The following is a 21,517-nucleotide window of genomic DNA, read 5'->3' on the forward strand; positions in this document are numbered from 1 at the left end:
GGAGGAGTCTCATCGATTCGGCCCTTCGACACCGGTGACGAGGTCGGCGGTCGCGGTGGCCGTCATGCTGACAGAGGAGAGGCCGACCATGGAAAGCAGCCAAGTCCGCTTGGTGACCGTCACACTTACGCGGATCGACTGCGGACCAGCGATGCCCGCCGTACCGGAATGACCGCTGGACGAGAGGTACCGCCGGGCAGCCCGTACGGCTGCGCCCCGATCGACAACCGCCTGCCCGCCTCGGTAGATCGCTTCTCGGTCGATCTGGCCTGCTCCGGCGCGTGCTGCTTCCTCTGCAACGCCCACGGCCTCCCAGCCGGCGCGAAGCTTGGCACCGCCGTCCACCGCGAGGCCGACGAAGAGCAGGAGAGCTGTGATGAGGATGATCGTGTAAGCGGTGATCGAGCCCTGATCGTTTCTCATGGGCCTCTGCCTCGGTAGGGATCGAGTGGGCTCGTGAACGTGGCCTGTCGCTGGACGCTTCCGGGGAGGCCGGGGAAGGCCACGTCTCCAAGTAGCACGGAGCACGAGACCGTGGCGCTCACGCTTGCCGGAGTTCCGACCGCGGTCCCGAAGCCGCTTGTATCCACACGGACCTTGAGTCCTGCGCAATTGACGCCCTGGCTGTTCAGCGAGGCGACGGCACTGGCAGTGGCATTGGTCTGCGCCGCCGAGGCGTTGCGGGCGATGGAGGCCTGCCGGGCTGCATCACGAGCGGCGGCCTCTACGGCCGCAGTCGCGACCGTGACGCGGCCGGCGGCCACACCCAGGAGGAGGATGAGCACGATAGCGGGGATGGCGAAGACTGCTTCTGCGGTGGCGCTGCCGCGATCGTTCATGGCGTCGTGAACCTCTCGACCGCTCCTGCGGCCTCTTCGACGACAGGTATCGAAGGGAGAAACGGCACCAGGGACAGCGACTGACCGCGCACGATCACTCTGACCGTGACGGTGTCACCGGCATTGGACGCGGTGATGGATGTGAGAAAACCTCCAGCTGTTCTTTCCGCATAGCGTCGGGCGACGTCGGCGCCGGCCGAGCGGGAGGCCCCATCGGCTCGGGCAGCTCGGACCCCCTCCTGTGCGGCGGCCAGTGCGACGGATTGGCCGAAGAACAGCAGGCAGACCTGCATACAAGCCATGATCGTGAGCATGACGACGGGCAGGACGATGACCAGCTCAGCCGTCGCGGCACCGCGTTCGTCCCGCACGGGTCAGCCAAGGTCGATCGAGTTGGCCTTAGCGATGATCTTTGCGGCGACGATGCCCATCACGGCGATAGCGACCACCACGATCGCCGCAATGATGATCATCATCTCGGCTGACATGCTTCCCTTGTCGGGATTCCTGCGCGCGTGATCGAGCCGGCTCTGGAGAAATGCGATCCAGTAGGACACGAGACCCCCTCAAACCATGATCCGGTAGACGGCTGGGAAGCAGACGAGCACCAGGAAGCCGAAGACCGACAGCCCGATAGCCACAGGCATCTCGCTGGTGCGGCTGTTGGCCTTGGCGCGGGCATCGGAGAGGGCCGCAGTACGCATGGACTGGGCCTTGGCCAGCAGCGTGGACAGCACCTGCGTGCCTTCCGATCCGGCGTCCTCTGCGATGTCGGCCAGTTCGGTGAGCTCAGTGACCCCTGCTCGTTTCCCGAGTTCCGCCAGCCCGCGCCAGGGCTGTTCACCTGCGTGCTTGGCTTGTCGCAGCACCTCGGCGATGTGTCGGAATACCCATCCGGTGCACACGTCGACAGGCGCCTGGAGCGCCTGGCTCGGACCTGCTCCCGCCGCCCGCTCCAGGGCCACCATGTCGAGGTAGGTAGACAGGGCCGCGCGGAACTCCTGGCGCCGCTCGCGTCCCTGGTTGCGGACGGCCAGGTCGGGCACCAGGGCAAACAGGACACAGAAGATGAGGGCCGCGCCGACCGGCAGAGCCCAAGGTAGCGGTACTCCGGCAGCCAAGTAGCCCAGGTAGAGCAGGGACGGGAGCATCAGGCCGAAGACGCCGTAGCCGACCCTCTTGAGCATGAACTGCTCGACGCTGATCCCGAGCAGGGCAAGATCGTTACGAGGTACGGGGATGCGCGGCAGCCGTACGGCCAGCCAGGCGCCAAGACCCGTCACCTCGGTCTCGGTCCCCTCAAGGCGGGCGACTGCCGCATCCAGGCGCGGAGGAGCCGGGAAGAGGAGGCCGAGCAGAAGCGCGACCCCGATGCCGATCAGGCACCCGGAGAGAATCACTGTCATGTGCCGTCTCCCAGGAATCGGTGGCCGGGAGAGGCGGTGCCCAGCCGGTAGAGCCACCAAAGACCGGCCGCGTAGAAGAGCGCCACCGCGGCGAGGATGGCTTGGCCGATGGGCGTACCGAAGGGCGCGACGTAGGTCTTTTGGAAGATGGCGACAGCGGAGAACGTGGCGAAGATGCCGATGATCCAGCGGATCGACGTTCGGTGCTCCGCGCGGGCTGCTTCGACTTCCCGGCGGTCGCTGACATCCTTCGCCACGAGCTCGGCGAGCCGGTTGAGCACCACGACCGCGCCGCTGCCGCGGCGGCGGGCTACGAGGATCAGAGCGGCGGCGATGCGGTCCCCAACTGGATCGTCCAGTTCATCGGCGAAGAGGAGCAGCGCCTCCTCGGTCGGCATGCGGGTCGCACGCAGACGGCCGGCTAGGCGCGTAACTGGGCCAGCGATGGGTGCGGGCACGTTGCGCGCGGCGCTGTGCTCCAGAGCCTGTTCCAGAGCGCGGCTGGCGGTGAGCAGGTCGGCCAGACGACGAGTCCACAGCTCCAGGGCTTCGAGCTTCTTGATGCGTTCGACCGAAGCCCGGCTCGTGATCACCTTGGGGATGCCAAGAACCACCGCCGCCGAAGCCAGACCGGCGACTGGCCACCCGGTCAGCAGGAAGACCGTGGCTCCGGTGACGAGGGCGATTAGCGCTTGGCGGCGGTGCCGAACGATAGCCGTGCGCAGCTTGCTCGGTGGGCGCGCGGTCGCTTCTGCGGAGCGTCCGAAGAAGGCGACGACGAGGAGGACAACGCCGCCCAGGACGGTGGAGGTGCTGAGGCCGGCGAAGACCGCGGTGGTGTTCATGACGTCCTCCAGGTCGCTGTGCGCGGATCCAGGAGGGTGGGGTCGAAGCCGAACTGCTTGAGTTTGGGCAGGCACTGCGGGGTGACGTCGGGCATCGCGCGGCCGGCCGGGCCGGTAGCCCGGTAGATGTGATTGCGGCTGGGGAGCTCGCTGTCGGCGGGCGGCATGACCTCGAGGACCTCGGAGACGAAGCGGGTGTTGGTCTCCGGGTCCATGCGCAGGTGGACCACCAGGTCGATGGTCTCGCCGGTGTTGATGTGGATGACGTTCGGCGGTGTGGAGGCTCGGGCTCCGCGGGTCCATAGCATGACGATCCGGTTGAAGATCTCTTCCGTCCCGTCGGCGTGGATGGTGCACATCGAACCGGGGTGACCCGTGTTCATCGCCTCGAACATCGCGATGATCTCGTCAGACCGGACCTCACCCACGATGATCCGCTTGATGTGCTTGCGCAGGGAATGCGGGATGAGCGCGTCCAGGCCGATCGCTCCGGCGCCTTCCGAGTTGGCCTGCCGTACCTGGAAGGCGATGACGTTGACGTGCCGGTGTTCCAGCTTGTCCAGGAAGAGCTCGTAGTCGGATTCCAGGGTGGACAGGCGCTCCATCGGGTCGATGGCTGAGGCGAGCGCGCGGAGCAGGGTGGTCTTGCCTGCCGCCGTGCCGCCGGTGACAACGATGTTGAGGCGGGCTTGGACTGCGGCTGTGAGGAAGTCGTGGAGGCTCTGGTTGACGGTGCCGAGTTGGAGTAGGTCCTTCAGGGTGATGTCGACCAGGCGGTGGCAGCGAATGCTCGCGCACGGGCGCTGGGTGACGGCCATGGTGGCGCTGAGCCGTACACCCACGCCCTCCTCGTTCTCACCGGGCTTGAGGGCGACATTGAGCAGCGGGTTGGCGGCGGAGAACTCGCGCGGGCTGTAGCTCTTGTGCAGCGCCCACATCTGAATCATCTTGATCAGGTCGTCGTCGCTGGCGGCCACGGCAGGGCCGCGGACGCAGGTGCCGTCGCTGTAGGTGATCCAGACCTGGTCGCAGCCGTTGAGGTCGATGCTCTCGACCTGATCATCTTTGATGTACGGCGTGAGCACGCCAAGCTCGTAGCGCTCGTCGATGACGGCTTCGACCAGGCGACGCTGAGTGGCGAAGCTCAGCGGGCCGTCGTTGACGATCTGGTCCTGGGCCCAGCGCTGGACGCGGGCGCGAATGACCTGCCGGGCCTCGTGCTGGTCGCGAGTGTCCTTCAAGTCTTCGGCGACGGAGGCGGTGATGGCGATGACGGCCTCGCGGAAGGCCTTGTCTTCGAGGTCTGATTCTGTACGGCGGGGCGGATCGGGGACTGGCGTGATCCGTTTGGGGATCGGCTGCCAGTCGCCCTGCGGTGGCCAAGTGCTCATCCCGCTGCCTCCACCGAATCGTCGATCACGACCTTCTGGGCGTGCTCCCGCATGGCGGCTGCAAGCTTGGCGGCGCCTCGCATCAGAGAGTTGATCCGAATAAGCCTGCGTGATTGCTTGCCGTCGGAGAGGAGCGAGGCAGATCGTGGATCGTGCGGGATTCTGCCGATGATCGGCAAGCCGTACAGGATCTGGCTGATCTGCTTGTCGCTGTAATCACCCTGGCCGATGAGCCCGAGGGCCACCGGGACGTTGGTGCCGACGTACCGGCCGAGTGCGTCCAGGCGTGGCTTCGCCGCGGTGATCTGGCGCAGGGTTGGACGGAGGAGCATGACGGCGAGGCTGGTGCGCGCAACCAGCTTCATCGGAGTGTCGGGGCGGCCGATCTGACCGACGTCCGCGATGACGTCGACTACGTCCTCGGTTGCGGCTTCCAGGACATCCACGATCGGATCCCAGGCCATGTCGAGTTGGGGCGCGTGGCGAGGGTCCCGGATTCCAGGGAGGAGGAGCCATTCGCGGACGTCCTGGTCGAGCGGGATGACGTGCTCCCAGAGGACGGCTGGGTTCGGGTTGTGGGCGATGGCCATGGCTAGCTCTAGGAGGCCGCCGTGGATGCCCCCGAGCCTGCCGGTCAGGAAGCCCTGCAGGACGTTGCCGCCCTTGGGGTCGCATTCGGCGAGTAGCGCCCGGCCGCCCCACGCGTAGCTCACGGCCAGCGCGGTCGTGGTCACGCCCGGGGAGTCGCCGGGGCTCATGAGCGTGTAGAGGGCCAAGTCACGCCCCCCTTCGGCCGGAGGACGAGCATGACCTGACCGGCCGCTGACTGCTCGGCAAGCCTGTCACTGTCTCCCAGGCTCACGAGAAGGTCGATGACCACCAAGCCGTCGGCGTCGTCGCCTTTGACCTGGTCCACGACGGCCGTGATGGCGTGACCCTTGGTGGCCTCCTGCGCATCCGGTGCAGGGACGACGCGGACCGAATCTCCTGGCCGCAGTCCGCGAGCGGGTAGACGGCTCGGCTTGAGCGCGATTGGGACGAGTTCTTGTCCTGGTGCCGGGCTCAGCTGGTCGGTTACGGCGTGCCGTACGACCAGCATGCCCGCCTTGAGGTCGGTCGCTGCTCGCATGCCGACGAGGCGCTGCAACTCGCTGCCGCGGACGGTGGCCACCCGATCTTCGGTCTTCACCATCGTCGTCGTGACGTCGTTCTTGGTGATCTGCTGGCCAACCGGAACATCGCGGATCATCACTAGGACGGAGGTCCGGTCGTCGAACTGCCCGATTGTGTGGAAGGCGAGCACCCCGCCACCGGCCACGAGAGCCACGGCGAGGATGGACATGCCTGGGCGGCGTTGCCGTGGCTGCCGGGGCAACTTCGGAGGCTTGACCGGCGGCGCCTCGCCATCTGGTGGCGCGGGGAGGGTCTTGCGAGTCACTTCAGGCACTCCTCTGGATCAGCGCGTGTCCTTCGGCGATGCGGATGGGGAACGTAGTGGACACCGTGATCGGCGCTAGCGGGCCGCCCGCGCCGCCGGAGCCGAGCCACGTCGCCGTCCAGATCACGCTCACGGTGGCGGTGTACTGCGAGTTCTGCAGACCGGCGCTCGATCGGGTGTACGTGTGGGTGCAGTCGATCTTCTGACGATCCGGGGGCTTCGTGCTGTCGTACGGCGTGCCCGGCCCTTGGCAGGTCAGTTGGTCCTGGCCCACGCCGGGGCTGATGACGAGTCGGGTGGGAGTGGCTGTGACCTCTGCCCAGACCGCGCCCGCTTCTGCCCGCTTGGTGATGGGTTGCCAGCCGGCCCTGTCAGCCCAGTAGAAATGGCGGACTCCTACATAGCCGTCGCGCCCGCGCGGTGGGGCCGTCTTGACTGTGGGCGGTTTCGGTTGGACCTGGCGGAGTACCTGTTCGAGCAGCATCTCCGGCGTGATGACGGGTCCGGTGGCTGGATCGGCGGGGAACGCTGCTTCAAAGGCGGAATCCGGTCCGCCAGGCGGACCACCTGTGCACTCGAGGTAGGAGATGCCGTTGGCGCCGGGGAGCGTTCGGCAGTCTTGCCAATAGCCGCCTCCGCTGCTGCCTTGACCTCCACTCGATCGTCCGCCTGAGCCGGGGTTGTTCGTCGTGTCTGTAGCCCACGGGCGCCAGCTGCCAGGGGTCTGGTTCACACCGCGGTCGTCACCGGGTGGCCCTGTCCAGGTGGTCAGCAGTAGGGCGCTGATCAGGAGGATGGGGGCTTGCATGGTGACTCCAGGATTGAAATCCGCGCGAGGCGCCAAGCGCCGTTGGCGTCTCGCTCCAGCAAGGCTTCGACATGCCTGGTTGCCGGGCCATGCGTGGATTCGGGAACCACCTGGTGCGTCTCGGCATCGGCGAGTCCACTCTTCGAGACGTCCTGGCAATCACGAATCCGGGCACGGTCCCCATTGATGGCAACCTCGGTCACGCGGACCTTCTCGCTTCCCCAGGGCTCGCGCTTCTGTTTCTGCAATTGCTTGATGCCGGCGAGCTCCTGTGCGAGGTACTTCTTGGTCACATAGGGAGCCAGGAGGTGTTCGGCTTCCTCTTGGGAGGAGATTGCCGCTCTTTGCGAGGCCGGCCAGTAGGCGGTGTACACCCGAAGTGCTCCGTCGTGAGGGGTCGTCGGCAAGGGCGCGGGTGCAGGCGCGCTGGGGAGGGCTGTGCGTCGAGGGAGCACGGCACCGTCACGGGTTGGCGAGCACGCCGCGATGCCCAAGGCGCAAGCGAGAAGGGCTGGAATGGCAATGCCAAGGCGCGGACGAGTCACTGCGAACACCCCAATCTGACCCACCATAGTCAGCCGTGCGCAGAGAGAAGGTTAAGCACGTTCTCATGAGATCGGCAAGACTAAATCCGCGCCTGACGTGCGAATAGTTCGGAATGCAACCGAGCGCTGCAGAGAGCTCATCAAACCGGACTCCATTACATCGAGATATATGCGGATTTGATTAGCGAGCTTGATGATCGACCATGCAAATGCGCACGTAGGAAGTTTGACAGCCCTTGAATCGAGGAACGCCTGCCAGCGCACTCTCTATAGCTTCGGAGGTCCCATGCCCGAGGATGGCTTCCCTTCGCCAGCCATGGACGATGATCTGATTGTCGGTCTCCGGCGACCCGACGGCACCGATCGTCTGTCTCCAGAGCGTCTACTGCGCGGGAGAAGGCACGCGCCGTCAGGAGGCTGGCGGCGTTTCGTCTATCAATCCACCGGTGGGCTCATTCACCCGGGAGAGTCGACGCGGGAGCTGCTTCGTCGAGATTTGATCGGCAGAGCCCGAACTCCTGTGGCCGGCGGACACCATCGAGTAGCCATACTGAGCCTGAAGGGTGGGGTGGGCAAGACGACTACCGCGGTCGGCCTTGGCTCCATGCTCGCCGCCGTCCGAGGTGACCGGGTGATCGCGGTCGACGCCAACCCTGACCGAGGTACCTTGTCGGACCGCGTTCGCGCGGAGACGACGGACACGGTGAGGGAGTTGCTCACTGAACTCGTGAGTGCCGACAACGTTCGGTACGCCGATGTCCGGGCCTATACCTCCCAGTCCCAGTCCAACCGGCTCGAAGTTCTGGCCTCCGCTCGTGATCCCGCCGTCTCTGAGGCCTTCAGCGCTGGTGACTACCGAGCTGTGGCGAGCCTTTTGGAGCAGTTCTATTCGATCTGCATCACCGACTGTGGGACTGGACTGCTGCATTCGGCGATGTCGAGCATCCTGACACTTGCTCATCAGGTCGTCCTCGTCACCTCCCCGTCAGTCGCCTCCGCACGCGCCGCGGGGGCCACGCTGGACTGGCTCGACGTTCACGGCTACACACATCTCGCCACGTCAGCGACTGTGGTCCTGTCTACCGTTCGTCCGAGAAACCGATCGACGGTGGATCTGGAGGCGCTCCGCGAATACTTCACGGATCGGTGTAGAGCCGTGGTGGAGATCCCCTTCGACCCTCACCTCGAAGAGGACTCCGAGCTGGACCTGAGCCGACTGGCAAGGGAATCCGCCCATGCCTACCTTGTCTTGGCTGCGACGGTTGGGGACGCCTTTGGCGGCATCAGCCGGCCAGCCGTCGCTTCCTGAGCTCAGGATGCCTGGCTACGACAACGGTGCCGCCTTATGGATGACGACGTCTCAAGGTGTGCCTTAGCGATCACCAGCATCCGGCAAACAGAAGCTGCCTGACACGTAAGGCCTGGCTCGATTGACGCGTGATCCATCACTCACTGGTCCACGCGATCGCGAGCGTTGCCCTCGTAGCTGCTATGACGACAGCGTCCGTGCCTTGCGCGAGCGCCGCCACACGGACTGACTGTCTGATCGAGATAACCGGCGGACGAGTTGCCATCCGGGATTCCAGTAGCCCGACTTCCGCCATCGTGCGAGTGGTCGATCGGGGCACACGTCTCACCAATTCGGGCTGTTACACCGTGGTCGGGCGCGGCAGCGGCTACCTCAAGTGCAACGAGCGAGGATGGGATTGGTACATCGTCGCCGACGGCTACGTACCGATCACCTGCGCTCGGCGAGTGTGAGGTCCCGTCAGGCTACGCGTTTCCCCATGACACCATCGGAAGCTCTTGGCGCGCTCGTCCAACGCGCGATACGGCGGCGGCGCACCCGCTCGCCCGGCCAAGGCTGACCCGCACGCCCTTTCAGGTCGGCCGCAGGGACGGCCGCCGGTCACTCGATGTGGCCGGTGAGCCAGGTCCGCGCACCTCATCCTGGCCGCCAGCGGCACGGACTGGTGCCTCAGCCTCTGATCCGCCTGATTGCACGAGTGGCACACGGACACAGCCCAGCGGCGCATCGTGCGCCGCTTTCCGCGCGGGGCTTGCCGACGTCACGCCTGCAGCCACCGGGCCGCCAACGTCTTGAGATCGGGAGCCGACAGTTGCGGCGCGCTCATCACTGTCGGATACGGCGTGCCGCGACGGTCCAGCCACGCACCGATCAGGCCCGCCCGCTGCGCGCCGTCAATGTCCCACGGGTGCACCGCGACCAGGGCCGCCTGGTCCGGCCGCACTCCCGCGCGCTCGACCGCGTAGTCGTAGGCGGCGCGGCCGGGCTTCCACACCCGCGGGCCGCTCACGTCCAGCCGCGCCTCCACCAACTCGAGCAGCCCTTCGCGGGCCAGGATCTGCTCGGTCATCGCCGCGGCACCGTTGGTCATGGTCAACAGCCGGATACCGCCGTTGCGCAGCATCCGCATCCCGTCCGGAACATCCGGATGCACCCGCAGCGCGGCGAAGCCGCTCAGCACATGGCTGATCGCCTCATCGCCAGCATCTACCTTTGCTCCGGCGAGCAGTCCTTGCAGCACGTCGGAGGCGATCGCGGCGAACTCGACGTAGCCACCGGCCGCGGTGAGCGCGAAGCCGTCGCGCAGCACGCCCGCGAACCAGGTGGCCATCAACTCGCCGGGCAGCCCGACCTCTTCGAACCGGGTCCGCAACGGCTCCATGTCGGTGAGTGTCTCGTTCACATCGAAGATGACGACGTCCGGTCTCCTCGTCAGCGACTCGCTCATGGTGTCTCTCCTCAGGGTTGGAGGGTGGTCAGCACCGCCGCCACGGCGGCTCGCAGGATGGAGGCCTCTGCGCCGGCACGCGAGCGTAGGTTGACGCCGTAGGCCAGCAGGGCGAGCATCTCGGCGCTCGCCTCCAGGTCCAGGTCAGCCCGAAGCTGCTCCTTTTCGCCAGCGACGTCCAGGGCCGCGCGCATGGCCGTGCGCAGCTGGGCTTGGTGGGAATCGAGCAGCCGCCGAATCTCTGGCCCACCGCTTTCTGCCCCAATGTGGGCGTTGGAGACCATGCAGCCCCAGCGGGCATGCTCGCCCGTGCAGCGCGCCTGGATCAGCCGGTCGAAGAAGTCCTCGATCGCCGGCAGCCCGCGCTCATCGGTGGCCAGGCGGTCGAAGGCCGGCCGCGAGCGCTGTTCGACGTAGCGTCGAAGCGCCTCGGCATACAACTCGTCCTTGCCCCCGAAGGTCGCATACAGACTGGACCGGCTCAGCCCGGTCCTCGCGACGACTTCCGCGATCCCGGTCGCGCCGGCACCCCGTTGCCAGAACAGGCGCTCCACCTGCTCCAGGACGGCCTCGCGATCAAAGTGCTTCACGTCCGCCATGCAGCACCACCTATCTTGGAATGGTCGTTCCAAGATAGGTGGTGCTGCATGCCGGCGCAACTGTCACGGCCCTCTACTCCCGAAGCTGCGCCCAAGTCCAAAGTAGCCCTGGAGACGATCAAGAGTTTGAGTCGGGATCGTCATAGCGCGCGTGTGCTGACCTGCGTTAACTCTCGGATGCGTGACCGTGTTTCCCAACGCGGGGGAATCGGTAGCGAGTTGGGGGCACGGTGCGGCGGGATTGGGAGCCGGAGGATCGATCCGGTAAACGAGGGGATTAGAGCTGTACGGCGGTCCTGATCAGGCGGGCCAGGGCTGGTGAGCGGCTGTGCGGGGGCCAGGCGATGTGGGTGGCGATGGGGGGCGCGTCGGTCACAGGGATGGCGGCGTGCTCGGACCACAGCCAGGCGCGCGCGGATTCGGGTAGGACCGCGACGGTGCGTCCCAGGGCGACCAGTTGGGCCAACTGCGTCTGGTTGTGGATCTCGGGGCCTGGGCCGGGCGGGTAGATGCCGTGACGGGGCCAGCGCGCTCGCGGGAGGTCGGGGAGGTCGCTGATGTCGGCCAGGGACAAGGTCTTGCGCGCGGCGAGGGGGTGTCCGGCGGGCAGGACGGCGATCTGACCTTCGGTCATGAGTTCCTCGCTGTCGAACCCGGCGAGGGAGTTGAACGGCACGTGCAAGAGCGCGACGTCGGCGCTGCCGTCGCGCAGCCGTGCTTCCTGGTCGCACATGCCGCACTGCAGGACCTCGACCTCGGCGGCGTCGGGCTCGGCCGCATAAGCGTCGAGGAGCTTCTGCAGCAGCTCGTGAGCCGCGGCGGTCTTCACCGCCAGCACCAGACGGTTGCGCGCACCGCCCGGGTCGTCGGCTCCGCCGGAGCGGCGGGTGCGGCGTGCGGCGGCGGTGGCCGCGTCGAGTGTCGCGCGGCCCTCGTGCAGCAGCACCTGTCCGGCATCGGTGAGCGCGACGCCGCGGCGGTTGCGTTCCATGAGGCAGACGCCGAGACGCCGTTCGAGCTGCTGGATCGCGCGCGACAGCGGCGGCTGGGCCATACCGAGGCGTTCGGCGGCCCGGCCGAAGTGCAGCTCCTCGGCGACGGCCACGAAATACCTCAGCTCGCGGGTCTCCAAGGCGTCCACCGCCACAGCGTACCCTGCGATACCCACCGGGTATGACAGCGAACCCGATCGGTGTTGGCCGGCGCGCCCACCTGGGAGCGAGCCTGGGTGTCATGAGCAAAACGAAGATCGCGCTGGTCACCGGCGCGAACAAGGGAATCGGATACGCCATCGCCAGCGGGATCGGAGATCTTGGATACCGTGTGGCCGTCGGGGCGCGGGACGCGGGCCGGCGTGAGACCGCCGTCGAGAAGCTGCGCGCCGCCGGGGTCGACGCGTTCGGCGTGCCGCTGGAGGTGACCGGCGACCAGAGCGTCGCCGACGCCGCGGAACTGATCGAGCGGGAGGCCGGGCGGCTTGACGTGCTGGTCAACAACGCCGGCATCTCCGGACAGCTGGGTCCGGGCTGGGTGCAGGACCCGACCACGCTCGACCTCGACCTGGTCCGCGCGGTCGTGGAGACCAACGTCATCGGCGTGATCCGGGTGACGAACGCGATGCTCCCGCTGCTGCGGCGCTCATCCTCGCCGCGCATCGTCAACATCTCCAGCAGTGTCGGCTCCGTGACCCGGCAGACCGACCCGGATATCGAGATCGGTCCGATCATGGCGGCCTACGCGCCGTCGAAGTCGTTCCTCAACGCCGTGACCGTGCAGTACGCCCGGCAGTTCGCCGACACCAACATCCTGATCAACGCGGCCTGCCCGGGCCTGGTCGCGACCGACTTCACCGGCTTCCACGGGCCCCGCACCCCGGAACGGGGCGCGGCCACGGCGATCCGGCTCGCCACGCTGCCCGACGACGGCCCGTCTGGCGCGTTCTTCGAGGACGAGGGCGTCGTCCCCTGGTAGAGGATGATCCCCGGCCGCGCGTCGCGCTTGCGCGTGCCCGGTGTACAGATCGACGAGGCTCCGCGGTGCGCCCCGCCTCGTCGCTGACCTTGGTGAACTTGACGGTGTTCATCTTCTTCTTGCCCGACACGAACGCCCGACGTCCGGGCTTGCCCGCTCTTGGGCGACGGACCTGGATCTCGCTGCCGTCCATGCGCAGCTTGACGCCATGGGTGCTGGCGTAGGCGAATACGTCGGCCAGGGTGTGCAGGCGCGGTCCCTGCGGGGTGGCGTAGCCCCGTCCGGCCAGCAGCGGCCGCACCTCACCGATGGCCCGGTTGATGGTCGAGCGGTGGATGCCGTACAAGGCGGCCAGTGCCGCGACCGGGAGTCCGGTGCGCAAGAACGCCAACGTCACCAGCACCCGATCGACGAATACCAGCGTCTGCTTGGGGCCCGCGCCTTCGGCCCGCAGCCGCTCATGGCCACGTCGCTCGGCCAGCGCATCCGCGCGGCGGCTCGTCCAGCGCGGGGCGAGCTCCTCGATCAGGCGAACCCAGGTGTTTACGGGAGATCCCGATGAATGAAGGCAGAATGCGACAAGGCCGTACGGGCCCAGCCAGGCATAGACACCCAGGCATGATCCCATACGGCCTTCTCGTTGATCCACTTGAGACCTTCGTCCGACCACTTCGAAGATCACGAGCTAATCGTGCGCGAGGTCGTTACTCTTCAACGGCCGTTCGGTCAACGCTCTGCGACACAGCCGATGCTAGCGAGGTATGTCTCCAGCGTGCGATCTGTGGCGCGGTGGGTAATCAAGCCGATGTACCCGTCCGGACGAATGATCACAAGCGATCCCGGACGAGCGGCGTAGGTGCGGGTGAGTTGTCCGGTCTGGTCGACCACTGCAGCCGAACCGCCGACAAAGGCAACCGGGTAGGCGTGGACATGCTCGGCGAGGTGCGGCGGAATGTGCGGCGGCTGGGTACCGAAGGCCAGGACGGTGAAATGCGTGCCGCGCAGTAGGCCGAACAGCCGTGCCTGGTCGGAGCCGATCTGGACGGGGCTGTCGGGGGCGACGTCGCCGGCGCGCACCCTGCCGCGGCGCCCGGCGAGATGCACAGACAGCGGGCCGGTGCGGTAGCTGGGGTGGTCGGTGCGATCGCGGCGCTGCTGGCGGGCCAGGAATGCCTTGATGACGAATCGCAGTAGTGGCCGGATCGCCCGCGGTGGGTGGCGGCGGAGAAGCGCTGGTCGCTGTCGGCCAGGACGGCACGAGCCACCGGCAGGCGTTCGGTCTGGTAGGTGTCCAGCAGGCTGTCGGCGGCCACGTCGCGCAGGACCAGGGCGAGTTTCCAGCCCAGGTTGTACGCGTCCTGGATGCCGGTGTTCATGCCGTGGCCGCCGAACGGGCTGTGGACGTGGGCGGCGTCCCCGGCCAGCAGCACCGGCCCGACCCGGTAGGTGTCGACCATGCGCAGGTTGTAACGCCAGGCCGAAAGCCACTGCGGGTTCGACAGGCGCAGGTCGGCCCGTCCGGTCCGCTCGATCATCGCCTGCTGGAGAGTGGCGAGGGTGGGGTCCGGCCACTGGCCGGCGGCGTCGGGCTGGAGCGAGGCGACGACCTGCCAGGTGTCGGTCTGTGGGATGGGCCGGGCGACGAGCAGGTGTCCGTCGGAGGCCATCCATAGGTGGACCCCCGCACGGCGGTCCAGGCCGTCAATGCGCACGTCGGCCAGGAGGGCCCGGGTGTCCTCGGCGGTGGCGCCGGTGAACGGCAGGCCGAGGGTGCGTCGCACCTGGCTGCGGCCACCGTCGGCGCCGATCAGGTAGCGGGCGTGGACGGTTTCCACCGCGCCGTCGGCCCGTTCCAGGGTGGCGGTGACACCGTGAGCATCGGTGGTGAAGCCGGTCAGGCGGTGGCCGAAGTCCACCTTGCCGCCGAGTTCGGCCAGCCGGTCGCGCAAGATTGCCTCGGTTCGCCACTCGGGCAGGGCCAGCGCGTTGGGGTAGGGCCGCTGTTCGGACGGCGGCGCGGGCGGTACGTCGAGGTCGAACAGCGGCGGCTCGCCCAGGTGGAAGCGGATCCGTGAGTGGACCGCGGCGGCGGCCACGATGCGGTCGGCCACCCCGAGATCGTCCAGCGCCTCCAGGCTGCGCGGTTTGAGGGTGAAGCCTCGGGAGCCGACCTGCGGGACGGGGCTCTGCTCGATGATCCGGTAGTCGATACCTCGACGGGCCAGGTCGCAGGCCAGCGTCAGCCCGGTCGGCCCAGCTCCGACGATCAGCACATCCATTGCCACTCCTTAACAGCGTTAAATTCTAACGACGTTAAGAGTGCCTTTAACACTGTTAAGCTGTCAAACTGTGAAACTTGAGCGCGACAAGATCGTCACGACGGCGCTGGTGCTGCTGGACGAAGTGGGCCTGGACAAACTGACCCTGCGGCGCCTGGCCACCGAGCTCGGCGTCCAAGCCCCCGCGCTCTATTGGCACTTCACCGGCAAGCAGGAACTGCTGGACGCCATGGCCGACGCGCTGGCGCGCGAGATCCCGCTACCACCCCTGGCCGAAGGCCAGCCCTGGCAGGGCTGGCTCGCCGACCGCATGCGAGATCAGCGCCGCGTACTCACCTCCCGCCGGGACGCCGCCCGGCTGTTCAGCGGCGCTCGTCCTGGCCCGAATACCCTGCCCATCCTGGAGGTCGCGCTGGAGTCGCTGGAAGGCGTCGGATTCCCGCCCCGCGAGGCGCTGCGAGCGCTGCTCACCCTCAGCACCTACGTCACCGGCTTCATCCTGGAGGAGCAAGCCAACCCACCACGCGATCCCCACGAGGATCTGGATCAGGCCACGCAGTGGCTGGCCGGCCACCCGCGCCTGCTGGCGGCCTTCACGGCAAGCGGTCACCCGCAGGGCGAGGAGACCTTCGAGCATGGCCTGGCGCTGATCCTCGAAGGCATACGCGCCCGACTGCAGGAATCCGTCACGGGAGCTTGACAGAGAACAGCAGGGATGCGATGGCCGCGGCAACGACCGGCGGCAAGGCTCACCGCAGGAACTGGTACCCGGCTTCCTGTTTGACGGTCATGGTGCCCAGCAAGACCCCGATCTCCTCGTAGACCTCATCGAGCGACCCCCCGGGACTCGCGCCCGCCCGTGCCCCTCGGCGACCGATCGCAGCGTCTCCAGGCTCGGTGGAACCGGTACCGGGAGAAACTGGACGGCGACGTATGCACACGGCCACGGGCTGCGGCGAGGATCACGAACAGCCACAAAATGCGCTGATCGTGCCCGGCGAGTGCCTGGCGGCCGTTGCCCGGGGCGAGCAGGCGATGGAGACGATCCGCCGCGGCCTGCGGGCACTGCGCGATCTCGACGGGCCGCAACTGGAGAACGTGATCGACGAGTTGCAGCGCATCCAGCCTGAATTCCAGACACTGGCCGAGCGGTGCAGGGCAGAAGCGGAAGTCAGATCCCCTGAGCCGACCGTCACACCCTCCTGACGCGTGGGCCGTTTCTGTGGGGCACAGGCTGCGGATGCTCGGCCACCTTGCTCCCCGCGCCGAGCAGGCGGAGCTCCAGCCCGAGCCCCGGCCGGGTCAGGTCGGGCTCGAGCATGCCCTCACCGGCTCGCGAAACCCGTCGAACGGCATGGTCTCCACGTCCACGTTCGTCTCGTGCTCTTGATCGTCTCCACGGCTACTTTGGGCTTGGGCGCAGCTTCGGGAGTAGAGGGCCGTCACGCCAGAGTCCGCGCCGCCCGGCAAGCCTGCCGAAGACCAGCGCCTGCGAGCTGCCAGGTCGCGGCGCGCTGGAGCGAGCATGGGCCCCTGGGGCAGTGAGTGGTAGGCCGGCAGGTGTGCGGCCGCCCGGGCGGGGCTCACATACCGTCGAGTACGGCTTCCAGTCGTCGGCCTACGTGGGACTTCCAGCCGCCGCCCATGATGGTGCGGGCGCGTTGCTGCAACGGATTGTCGGGGTCGAAGCCCTCGTGCAGCAGGAACAGGCGGGTGCCTTTGCATTCCGGCCGGAGAGTCCAAGTGATCGTCCAGTCCACGTTCACGCCGCCAGCTTGTGCGGCGTCCTGCCAGCCGATGCGGGGCATCCTCTCCGGCTCGAAGGCCAGCACCTCGGCCTGGACGGTGCCGGGGACAGCGACGGCCTGCATGCCTTCGCGGGCGGATGGGACAGGACCTGGTCCACATGAACCGAGGTCAAGTCGTCACGATCAGTCATGATTCATCGTTATCCATCGAGTCGAGCACATCGCGCAGCCCGGTGAGCTTCTCGCGCCAGAACCGCTCGAACGGGTGGAGCCACTCCTGCACCTCGTACAACCCGATCGGCTCCAGCCGGTACAGCCGCTGCCGACCATCCCTGGTCTCGCTGACCAACCCGGCGTCTCGGAGCACCCGCAGGTGCTCAGAGAAGCTCGGGCGCGCCATGTCGAAGCGGCCCGCCCTATATGCGACCGGCTGAGGACCCTCGTCTCGCAGCAACAGCAGGACCTCGCGGCGGACCGGGCTGGCCAGTGCCCCGAATATCCGGTCCTCCGGCGCACGCACGGGCCGTCCGCATCGACTCGATCACGGGGCCTTGGTGGTGGACAGGACCAGCCCGTTGCCGTCCGGTGAGGCGACAGAGGCGGATGGGAACTCAGGGGTTATTTCTTAGGTTAGTTCTTCATCGTGTTCGGCCTCATCATCGCGGAGTCTCTCAGCACCCGCAGGAGCGGCGAATGAGGAGTTCTGTCGGGATGAGCTGGAGTTCGTGTTTGACGCGCTCGGGGAACAACGCGGCTTCGGTGGCCGCATCCGCGACCGCGGTGACGGACTGCTTGACGACGGTGAGCTGCGGCCAGCTGAACTCCGACTCGATGGTGCCGTCGAAGGCGACGAGGGCTATGTCATCGGGGATGGCGATGTCCGCTTCGTGGATGGCGCGGAGCGCACCGATGGCCTCGATGTCGGAGCTCGCGAAGATGGCAGTCGGCGGTGTCGACGACGCGAGCATGGCGCGGGCGGCTTCATAGCCGCCCTGCCGCGTGTAGTTGGTCCGTTCGACCGGCCCCAGGGGCAGACCGGCCGCGTGTAGCGCTTTCGCCCAGCCGTCCTCGCGCGGATCGCGCCAGGCATCGTCTCCCGCACCGCCCACGATGAGACCGATGGAGCGGTGACCGTGGGCGATCAGGTGCTCCACCCCCTGCTGCGCACCGCTTCGGAAGTCGGTACTGACGGCGGGTATGCCCGGGACGGTGGCCGACTGGGCGATCAGCACCCGCCGGATACCCCCGGTCGGAAGCGCTGCCTGTTCGGCGGGGCTCAGGAGCGTGGCGATGATGAGGCCGTCGACCTGGCGTGATATCAGGTTCTGGGCATTTCGCCGCTCCCGTTCGGCCGCCAGGCCGGAGTTCGCCACGAGGACGTCGTAGCCGTGTGCCGCCGCCGACTGGGCGAGTGCGTCGGTCAGCTCGGCGAAGAACGGATTCGCGGTGTCCGGCACGATGACACCGAGCAGGCGCGCCGAGCCCATGCGCAGGGCCCGCGCGTTGGCGTCCGGCCGGTAGCCGAGCACTTCGATCGCCTCACGCACCCGCGCTTGTGTGGCGGGGGCAGCCTTCCCCGGTACGTCGTTGATGACGTAGCTCACCACGGCAGTGCTGACGCCCGCGTAACGAGCGACATCCTGCCGAGTGACCCGCTTGGGACGCGGATGTCCCTGTTCAGCCACTTCGCCTCCGAGTCGCGTGGAACTTCGGTTACTTGTGTAACTGATTCTTGCATACTCGCGGGTGAACCCTTGATGTTGGAGAAGTTACACGAGTATCCTCCCCGCCATGACCGGCGAGGCGCCGGTCACGCCGCTCCCATGTTAGTTACGGAGGACGACCAGCATGAGGACGATGAAGTGCGCCACGTTGGCTGTGGCGGCAGGGACGCTACTCACTCTGACCGCGTGCGGTGGAGCGGGTGATGACGGCGGCGTCGAGATCGAGGTCATGACCGGTCTCCAGCAGGGCCAGATCGCGTTCAAAGCCGTGGAAGCGGCGACCAAGGAGTTCGAGGCCGCGAACCCCAACATCGACGTTCGGCTGGTGCCGGGCACGCCGTCATACGAACAGGACATGAAGGTGAGGCTCGCGTCGCGAGATGTCCCCGACGTGTTCAATACGCATGGCTGGTCCCGTGATCGGTACAAGGAGTTCCTTATCCCACTGTCGGACCAGCCGTGGGCGGACAAACTCAACCCGGCCCTCGACAAGGCGATGCGTGACACCGACCGTAAGTTCTACGCTCTTCCGTTCGACACACAGGTCTCAGGGTTCTCCTACAACGTGAGTGTGCTTGCGGACAACGGCATCGACCCGGCCTCCCTGACCACGTGGGAGGCGTTCGACGCCGCGTGCGCCAAGCTCAAGGCGGTCGGCATCATCCCGATCGGCGCCTCCGGCAAGGACGGCTGGACCGGTGGGAACCTGGCCGACTGGCTGGCCACCAGCCACTACGACGCGGCGGAGCTCAAATCTCTGGACGCCGGCACGTTCGACGCCGCCGCGTACAAGCCCGTTCTCGAGCAGTTGTCGTCCTGGCGGAAGGAGGGGTTCTTCAACAAGGACTACAGCTCGGCCACCGGAACGGACCTGACACGGCTGCTCGCGACGGGCAAGATCGCTTTCACCAGCCACGGGCCCGGCGTGGCGCCGGCCGCGCAGGAGATCAACCCGGATGTGAAGCTCGGCTTCATGCCCATCCCCTCAAGTGTGATCGGCCCTTTCCTCGTCAGCGGAGAGGCGACCGCCTTCGGTGCCGCGAAGGGCGGCGCCCACTCCAAGGAGGCTCTCGCCTATCTCGAGTTCCTCGCCCAGCCCAAGACGCTGAGCAAGCTCGCTGGGACCTTCGGTGCTACCCCGGGCCTGACAAGCGCCACCTCGGACCTAGGCATGATGCAGGCGAGCTACGACCGCTGGGTCGTCGAGGCGAAGACGCCGGTCCACGCGTACTTCGATCGCGTACACCTGCCGAACGGCATGTGGAACACCATGGTCACGACCGCCGACGCCATGATCACCGGTCAGGGCGACAGCGATGATGGCGCCGCCCAGATGAAGAAGGCGTTCGACGGCCTCTACGGGCAGGACTGAGCCTTCCATGGCGATTCACTCAGGATCGACCAGCACCGCCGAGACGACCGTGCAAGCCGCGCGGTCGCCCCGGCGGTGGGGTAGAGGCGGTAGCCGGCAGTCCCCCACGGTGAACCTCTTCTATGTGCCGGTACTCGCCCTGCTCGCCGTGTTCACGATCTACCCGGTGATCTCGGGCATCCAATTGTCGTTCACCAACTGGGATGGATACAGCGCCGACAGGGCCTTCGCCGGCCTGGAGAACTACGGGCGCCTGCTGACGGACTCCACGTTCCGTTCGGTCTTCGTCAACACACTGATCTACGGGATCGGCAGCACGGCCATCCAGCAGGTGCTGGGACTCGGCCTGGCGCTCGCACTCAATCGCAGGTTCCGCCTTCGCGGCGCTGTGCGCGCGGTCGTCTACCTGCCCGTGCTGATCTCTCCGATCATCATGGGGGTGATGTACTACCTCCTCTTCCAGTACAACTTCGGGGCGCTCAACACCGTCATCGAGGCGTTCGGCGGCGAGAAGGTCGTCTGGTTCGAGAAGGGGTCGACGGCGGTCGCCATCGTGGTGATCGTCAACTCGTTGCAGTACGTCGGCGTCTCCATGATCATCTACCTCGCGGGACTGCAGTCGATCCCCGAGGACCTGACGCAGGCCGCCAGCCTCGACGGGGCAAGCGGGTGGAAGCTCTTCTGGCATATCACACTGCCGCTGCTGCAGCCCGCCTTCGCGACCAGCATCGTGCTGAACCTCATCGGCGGCCTGAAACTCTACGACGTCATCAAGGTCCTCACCGGAGGCGGACCCGGGTACGCGACCAACTCGGTTTCCACCTACATCAGCGTCGTCTACTTCAACGACCAGAGCGCGGGCTACGCGTCGGCCATGGGAGTGGCCCTGTTCGTCGTCATCGCCCTATGCACGCTCGCCCTCAACGCGCTACTCAACCGCACCCGGGTGGAGATGTGATGAACGGACGGCTGAGAGCGGGCGCGAACGGTGCGCTCGCCGTGTTCCTCGGCCTTATCGCCTTGGTACAGCTCCTGCCCTTCTGGCTCGCGCTGAGCAGTTCCACGAAGCCGCAGTCGGATGTGTCCTCCGTGCTGATCCCACGGATCACCGATATCGCCTGGTCGAACTTCGAGGAAGCCCTCACGAGCGGGAACGTGCTCAGCGCGATAGCCAGCACAGCCCTCGTTACCGGCGTCTCGACCGTGTTCGTCTGCCTGCTCGGGGCCATGGCGGCGTACCCGCTTGCACGTCGGCTCACGCGGTTCAACCGCTTTGTGTCCGGCCTGATCCTGAGCCTCATCATGATCCCGCCGCTGAGCACGCTGGTGCCCCTGTACACGCTCCTCACCCAGTTGGGCGCGATCAACACGTACTGGGGCCAGATCGTGATCTCGGTCGCCGGCGGCCTCCCGTTGAGCGTCTTCCTCTACGCGGCGTTCATGCGCAACATTCCCGTATCACTCGACGAGGCCGCCGGCATCGACGGAGCCAATGCCGCGCAGACCTTCTTCCGGATCATCTTCCCCCTTCTGAAACCGGTCACGGCAACCGTCGCCATCCTTACCGGCGTCGGCGTGTGGAACGACTACGCGCTGTCGAACTTCGTGCTCACCGACCCGGAGAAGCGGATGGTCGCCCCTGCTGTCGGGGCGTTCTTCGCCCAGCAGACCAGCAACCTGGGCGCCGGGTCAGCCGCGGCTCTCCTCGCCGTACTGCCGGTTCTCATCGCCTATCTGTGCCTGCAGCGCCTCTTCATGAGCGGCATGGTGGCCGGCGCCGTCAAGTGATCTCCCAA

The 21,517-nt window shown here is 66.9% G+C and carries 26 protein-coding genes and 1 pseudogene; 7 read left to right on the forward strand and 20 right to left on the reverse strand.

Annotated elements, in window-relative coordinates; all coding sequences use genetic code 11:
* Positions 1-9: 9 nt before the first annotated feature.
* From ACFXJ8_RS26535 to ACFXJ8_RS26585, 11 genes are all read right to left on the reverse strand, one after another.
* Complete coding sequence (locus ACFXJ8_RS26535) at positions 10-423, reverse strand: pilus assembly protein TadG-related protein (protein WP_379646665.1); 414 nt, start codon at positions 421-423, stop codon at positions 10-12.
* Positions 420-839 carry a TadE/TadG family type IV pilus assembly protein gene (locus ACFXJ8_RS26540; protein WP_379646666.1) on the reverse strand — a complete coding sequence of 140 codons (420 nt, stop codon included), beginning with the start codon at positions 837-839 and terminating at the stop codon, positions 420-422. Before ACFXJ8_RS26540 ends, ACFXJ8_RS26535 begins: the two co-directional genes overlap by 4 nt.
* Positions 836-1,210, reverse strand: a complete 375-nt coding sequence (locus ACFXJ8_RS26545) for a TadE family protein (protein ID WP_379646667.1) — start codon at positions 1,208-1,210, stop codon at positions 836-838. Before ACFXJ8_RS26545 ends, ACFXJ8_RS26540 begins: the two co-directional genes overlap by 4 nt.
* Positions 1,211-1,213: 3 nt before the next feature.
* Positions 1,214-1,396, reverse strand: a complete 183-nt coding sequence (locus ACFXJ8_RS26550) for a hypothetical protein (RefSeq protein WP_379646668.1) — start codon at positions 1,394-1,396, stop codon at positions 1,214-1,216.
* Positions 1,397-1,405: 9 nt separating this feature from the next.
* Positions 1,406-2,245, reverse strand: a complete 840-nt coding sequence (locus tag ACFXJ8_RS26555; RefSeq protein WP_379646669.1) for a type II secretion system F family protein — start codon at positions 2,243-2,245, stop codon at positions 1,406-1,408.
* The gene (locus ACFXJ8_RS26560) at positions 2,242-3,090 is read right to left on the reverse strand and encodes a type II secretion system F family protein (RefSeq protein ID WP_379646670.1); all 849 of its coding nucleotides are present in this window, start codon (positions 3,088-3,090) and stop codon (positions 2,242-2,244) included. The genes ACFXJ8_RS26555 and ACFXJ8_RS26560 overlap by 4 nt, the downstream gene beginning before the upstream one ends.
* Positions 3,087-4,481: a CpaF family protein gene (locus ACFXJ8_RS26565; protein WP_379646671.1), complete on the reverse strand. Its 1,395-nt coding sequence runs from the start codon at positions 4,479-4,481 to the stop codon at positions 3,087-3,089. Before ACFXJ8_RS26565 ends, ACFXJ8_RS26560 begins: the two co-directional genes overlap by 4 nt.
* A complete protein-coding gene (locus tag ACFXJ8_RS26570; protein ID WP_379646672.1) occupies positions 4,478-5,257 on the reverse strand; it encodes a hypothetical protein in 780 nt (259 codons plus the stop codon). The genes ACFXJ8_RS26565 and ACFXJ8_RS26570 overlap by 4 nt, the downstream gene beginning before the upstream one ends.
* Positions 5,236-5,823: an SAF domain-containing protein gene (locus tag ACFXJ8_RS26575; protein ID WP_379646673.1), complete on the reverse strand. Its 588-nt coding sequence runs from the start codon at positions 5,821-5,823 to the stop codon at positions 5,236-5,238. The genes ACFXJ8_RS26570 and ACFXJ8_RS26575 overlap by 22 nt, the downstream gene beginning before the upstream one ends.
* A gap of 97 nt (positions 5,824-5,920) precedes the next feature.
* Positions 5,921-6,403 (reverse strand): hypothetical protein, encoded by a 483-nt coding sequence (locus tag ACFXJ8_RS26580; RefSeq protein ID WP_379646674.1) that lies wholly within the window; start codon positions 6,401-6,403, stop codon positions 5,921-5,923.
* 302 nt (positions 6,404-6,705) lie between these two features.
* On the reverse strand, positions 6,706-7,101 hold the full coding sequence (locus ACFXJ8_RS26585; protein WP_379646675.1) for a hypothetical protein: 396 nt from the start codon (positions 7,099-7,101) through the stop codon (positions 6,706-6,708).
* A gap of 487 nt (positions 7,102-7,588) precedes the next feature.
* Between ACFXJ8_RS26585 and ACFXJ8_RS26590 the strand changes: the two genes are divergently transcribed.
* Complete coding sequence (locus ACFXJ8_RS26590; RefSeq protein ID WP_379646676.1) at positions 7,589-8,581, forward strand: AAA family ATPase; 993 nt, start codon at positions 7,589-7,591, stop codon at positions 8,579-8,581.
* Between the two features lie 760 nt (positions 8,582-9,341).
* On the opposite strand, the gene ACFXJ8_RS26595 is transcribed toward ACFXJ8_RS26590, so the two are convergent.
* From ACFXJ8_RS26595 to ACFXJ8_RS26605, 3 genes are all read right to left on the reverse strand, one after another.
* Positions 9,342-10,028 carry a haloacid dehalogenase type II gene (locus tag ACFXJ8_RS26595; RefSeq protein WP_379646677.1) on the reverse strand — a complete coding sequence of 229 codons (687 nt, stop codon included), beginning with the start codon at positions 10,026-10,028 and terminating at the stop codon, positions 9,342-9,344.
* An 11-nt stretch (positions 10,029-10,039) separates the two neighbouring features.
* Positions 10,040-10,627 carry a TetR/AcrR family transcriptional regulator gene (locus tag ACFXJ8_RS26600; RefSeq protein ID WP_379646678.1) on the reverse strand — a complete coding sequence of 196 codons (588 nt, stop codon included), beginning with the start codon at positions 10,625-10,627 and terminating at the stop codon, positions 10,040-10,042.
* A 277-nt stretch (positions 10,628-10,904) separates the two neighbouring features.
* On the reverse strand, positions 10,905-11,768 hold the full coding sequence (locus ACFXJ8_RS26605; RefSeq protein WP_379646679.1) for a LysR family transcriptional regulator: 864 nt from the start codon (positions 11,766-11,768) through the stop codon (positions 10,905-10,907).
* Between the two features lie 92 nt (positions 11,769-11,860).
* Here ACFXJ8_RS26605 and ACFXJ8_RS26610 point away from each other — a divergent pair, with 92 nt between their 5' ends.
* Positions 11,861-12,598 carry an SDR family oxidoreductase gene (locus ACFXJ8_RS26610; protein WP_379646680.1) on the forward strand — a complete coding sequence of 246 codons (738 nt, stop codon included), beginning with the start codon at positions 11,861-11,863 and terminating at the stop codon, positions 12,596-12,598.
* A 286-nt stretch (positions 12,599-12,884) separates the two neighbouring features.
* On the opposite strand, the pseudogene ACFXJ8_RS26615 reads toward ACFXJ8_RS26610, so the two are convergent.
* Both ACFXJ8_RS26615 and ACFXJ8_RS26620 read right to left on the reverse strand, forming a co-directional pair.
* Positions 12,885-13,226: pseudogene (locus ACFXJ8_RS26615) on the reverse strand (transposase family protein); the annotation flags it as partial.
* A 199-nt stretch (positions 13,227-13,425) separates the two neighbouring features.
* The gene (locus tag ACFXJ8_RS26620) at positions 13,426-14,877 is read right to left on the reverse strand and encodes an FAD-dependent monooxygenase (protein WP_379646681.1); all 1,452 of its coding nucleotides are present in this window, start codon (positions 14,875-14,877) and stop codon (positions 13,426-13,428) included.
* Positions 14,878-14,947: 70 nt separating this feature from the next.
* Between ACFXJ8_RS26620 and ACFXJ8_RS26625 the strand changes: the two genes are divergently transcribed.
* Entirely contained in the window at positions 14,948-15,577 is a 630-nt protein-coding gene (locus ACFXJ8_RS26625; protein ID WP_379646682.1) for a TetR/AcrR family transcriptional regulator C-terminal domain-containing protein, read from the forward strand.
* A 233-nt stretch (positions 15,578-15,810) separates the two neighbouring features.
* Entirely contained in the window at positions 15,811-16,083 is a 273-nt protein-coding gene (locus ACFXJ8_RS26630) for a hypothetical protein (RefSeq protein WP_379646683.1), read from the forward strand.
* Here the strand turns inward: ACFXJ8_RS26630 and ACFXJ8_RS26635 are convergent.
* The 4 genes from ACFXJ8_RS26635 to ACFXJ8_RS26650 form a co-directional block, all read right to left on the reverse strand.
* A complete protein-coding gene (locus ACFXJ8_RS26635) occupies positions 16,070-16,198 on the reverse strand; it encodes a hypothetical protein (RefSeq protein WP_379646684.1) in 129 nt (42 codons plus the stop codon). The two genes, ACFXJ8_RS26630 and ACFXJ8_RS26635, sit on opposite strands and share 14 nt — an antisense overlap.
* 262 nt (positions 16,199-16,460) lie before the next feature.
* The gene (locus ACFXJ8_RS26640) at positions 16,461-16,748 is read right to left on the reverse strand and encodes an SRPBCC domain-containing protein (RefSeq protein WP_379646685.1); all 288 of its coding nucleotides are present in this window, start codon (positions 16,746-16,748) and stop codon (positions 16,461-16,463) included.
* Positions 16,749-16,812: 64 nt separating this feature from the next.
* A complete protein-coding gene (locus ACFXJ8_RS26645) occupies positions 16,813-17,145 on the reverse strand; it encodes an ArsR/SmtB family transcription factor (protein WP_379646686.1) in 333 nt (110 codons plus the stop codon).
* Positions 17,146-17,296: 151 nt separating this feature from the next.
* Positions 17,297-18,310 (reverse strand): LacI family DNA-binding transcriptional regulator, encoded by a 1,014-nt coding sequence (locus ACFXJ8_RS26650; protein ID WP_379646687.1) that lies wholly within the window; start codon positions 18,308-18,310, stop codon positions 17,297-17,299.
* A 172-nt stretch (positions 18,311-18,482) separates the two neighbouring features.
* Between ACFXJ8_RS26650 and ACFXJ8_RS26655 the strand changes: the two genes are divergently transcribed.
* From ACFXJ8_RS26655 to ACFXJ8_RS26665, 3 genes are all read left to right on the forward strand, one after another.
* Positions 18,483-19,721, forward strand: a complete 1,239-nt coding sequence (locus tag ACFXJ8_RS26655) for an ABC transporter substrate-binding protein (protein ID WP_379646688.1) — start codon at positions 18,483-18,485, stop codon at positions 19,719-19,721.
* Positions 19,722-19,830: 109 nt separating this feature from the next.
* A complete protein-coding gene (locus ACFXJ8_RS26660) occupies positions 19,831-20,679 on the forward strand; it encodes a carbohydrate ABC transporter permease (protein WP_379646689.1) in 849 nt (282 codons plus the stop codon).
* Positions 20,679-21,509 carry a carbohydrate ABC transporter permease gene (locus tag ACFXJ8_RS26665; protein ID WP_379646690.1) on the forward strand — a complete coding sequence of 277 codons (831 nt, stop codon included), beginning with the start codon at positions 20,679-20,681 and terminating at the stop codon, positions 21,507-21,509. Before ACFXJ8_RS26660 ends, ACFXJ8_RS26665 begins: the two co-directional genes overlap by 1 nt.
* Positions 21,510-21,517 lie beyond the last annotated feature (8 nt).

This window comes from Nonomuraea sp. NPDC059194, from assembly GCF_042754765.1.
In the GTDB taxonomy this organism is placed as follows: domain Bacteria; phylum Actinomycetota; class Actinomycetes; order Streptosporangiales; family Streptosporangiaceae; genus Nonomuraea.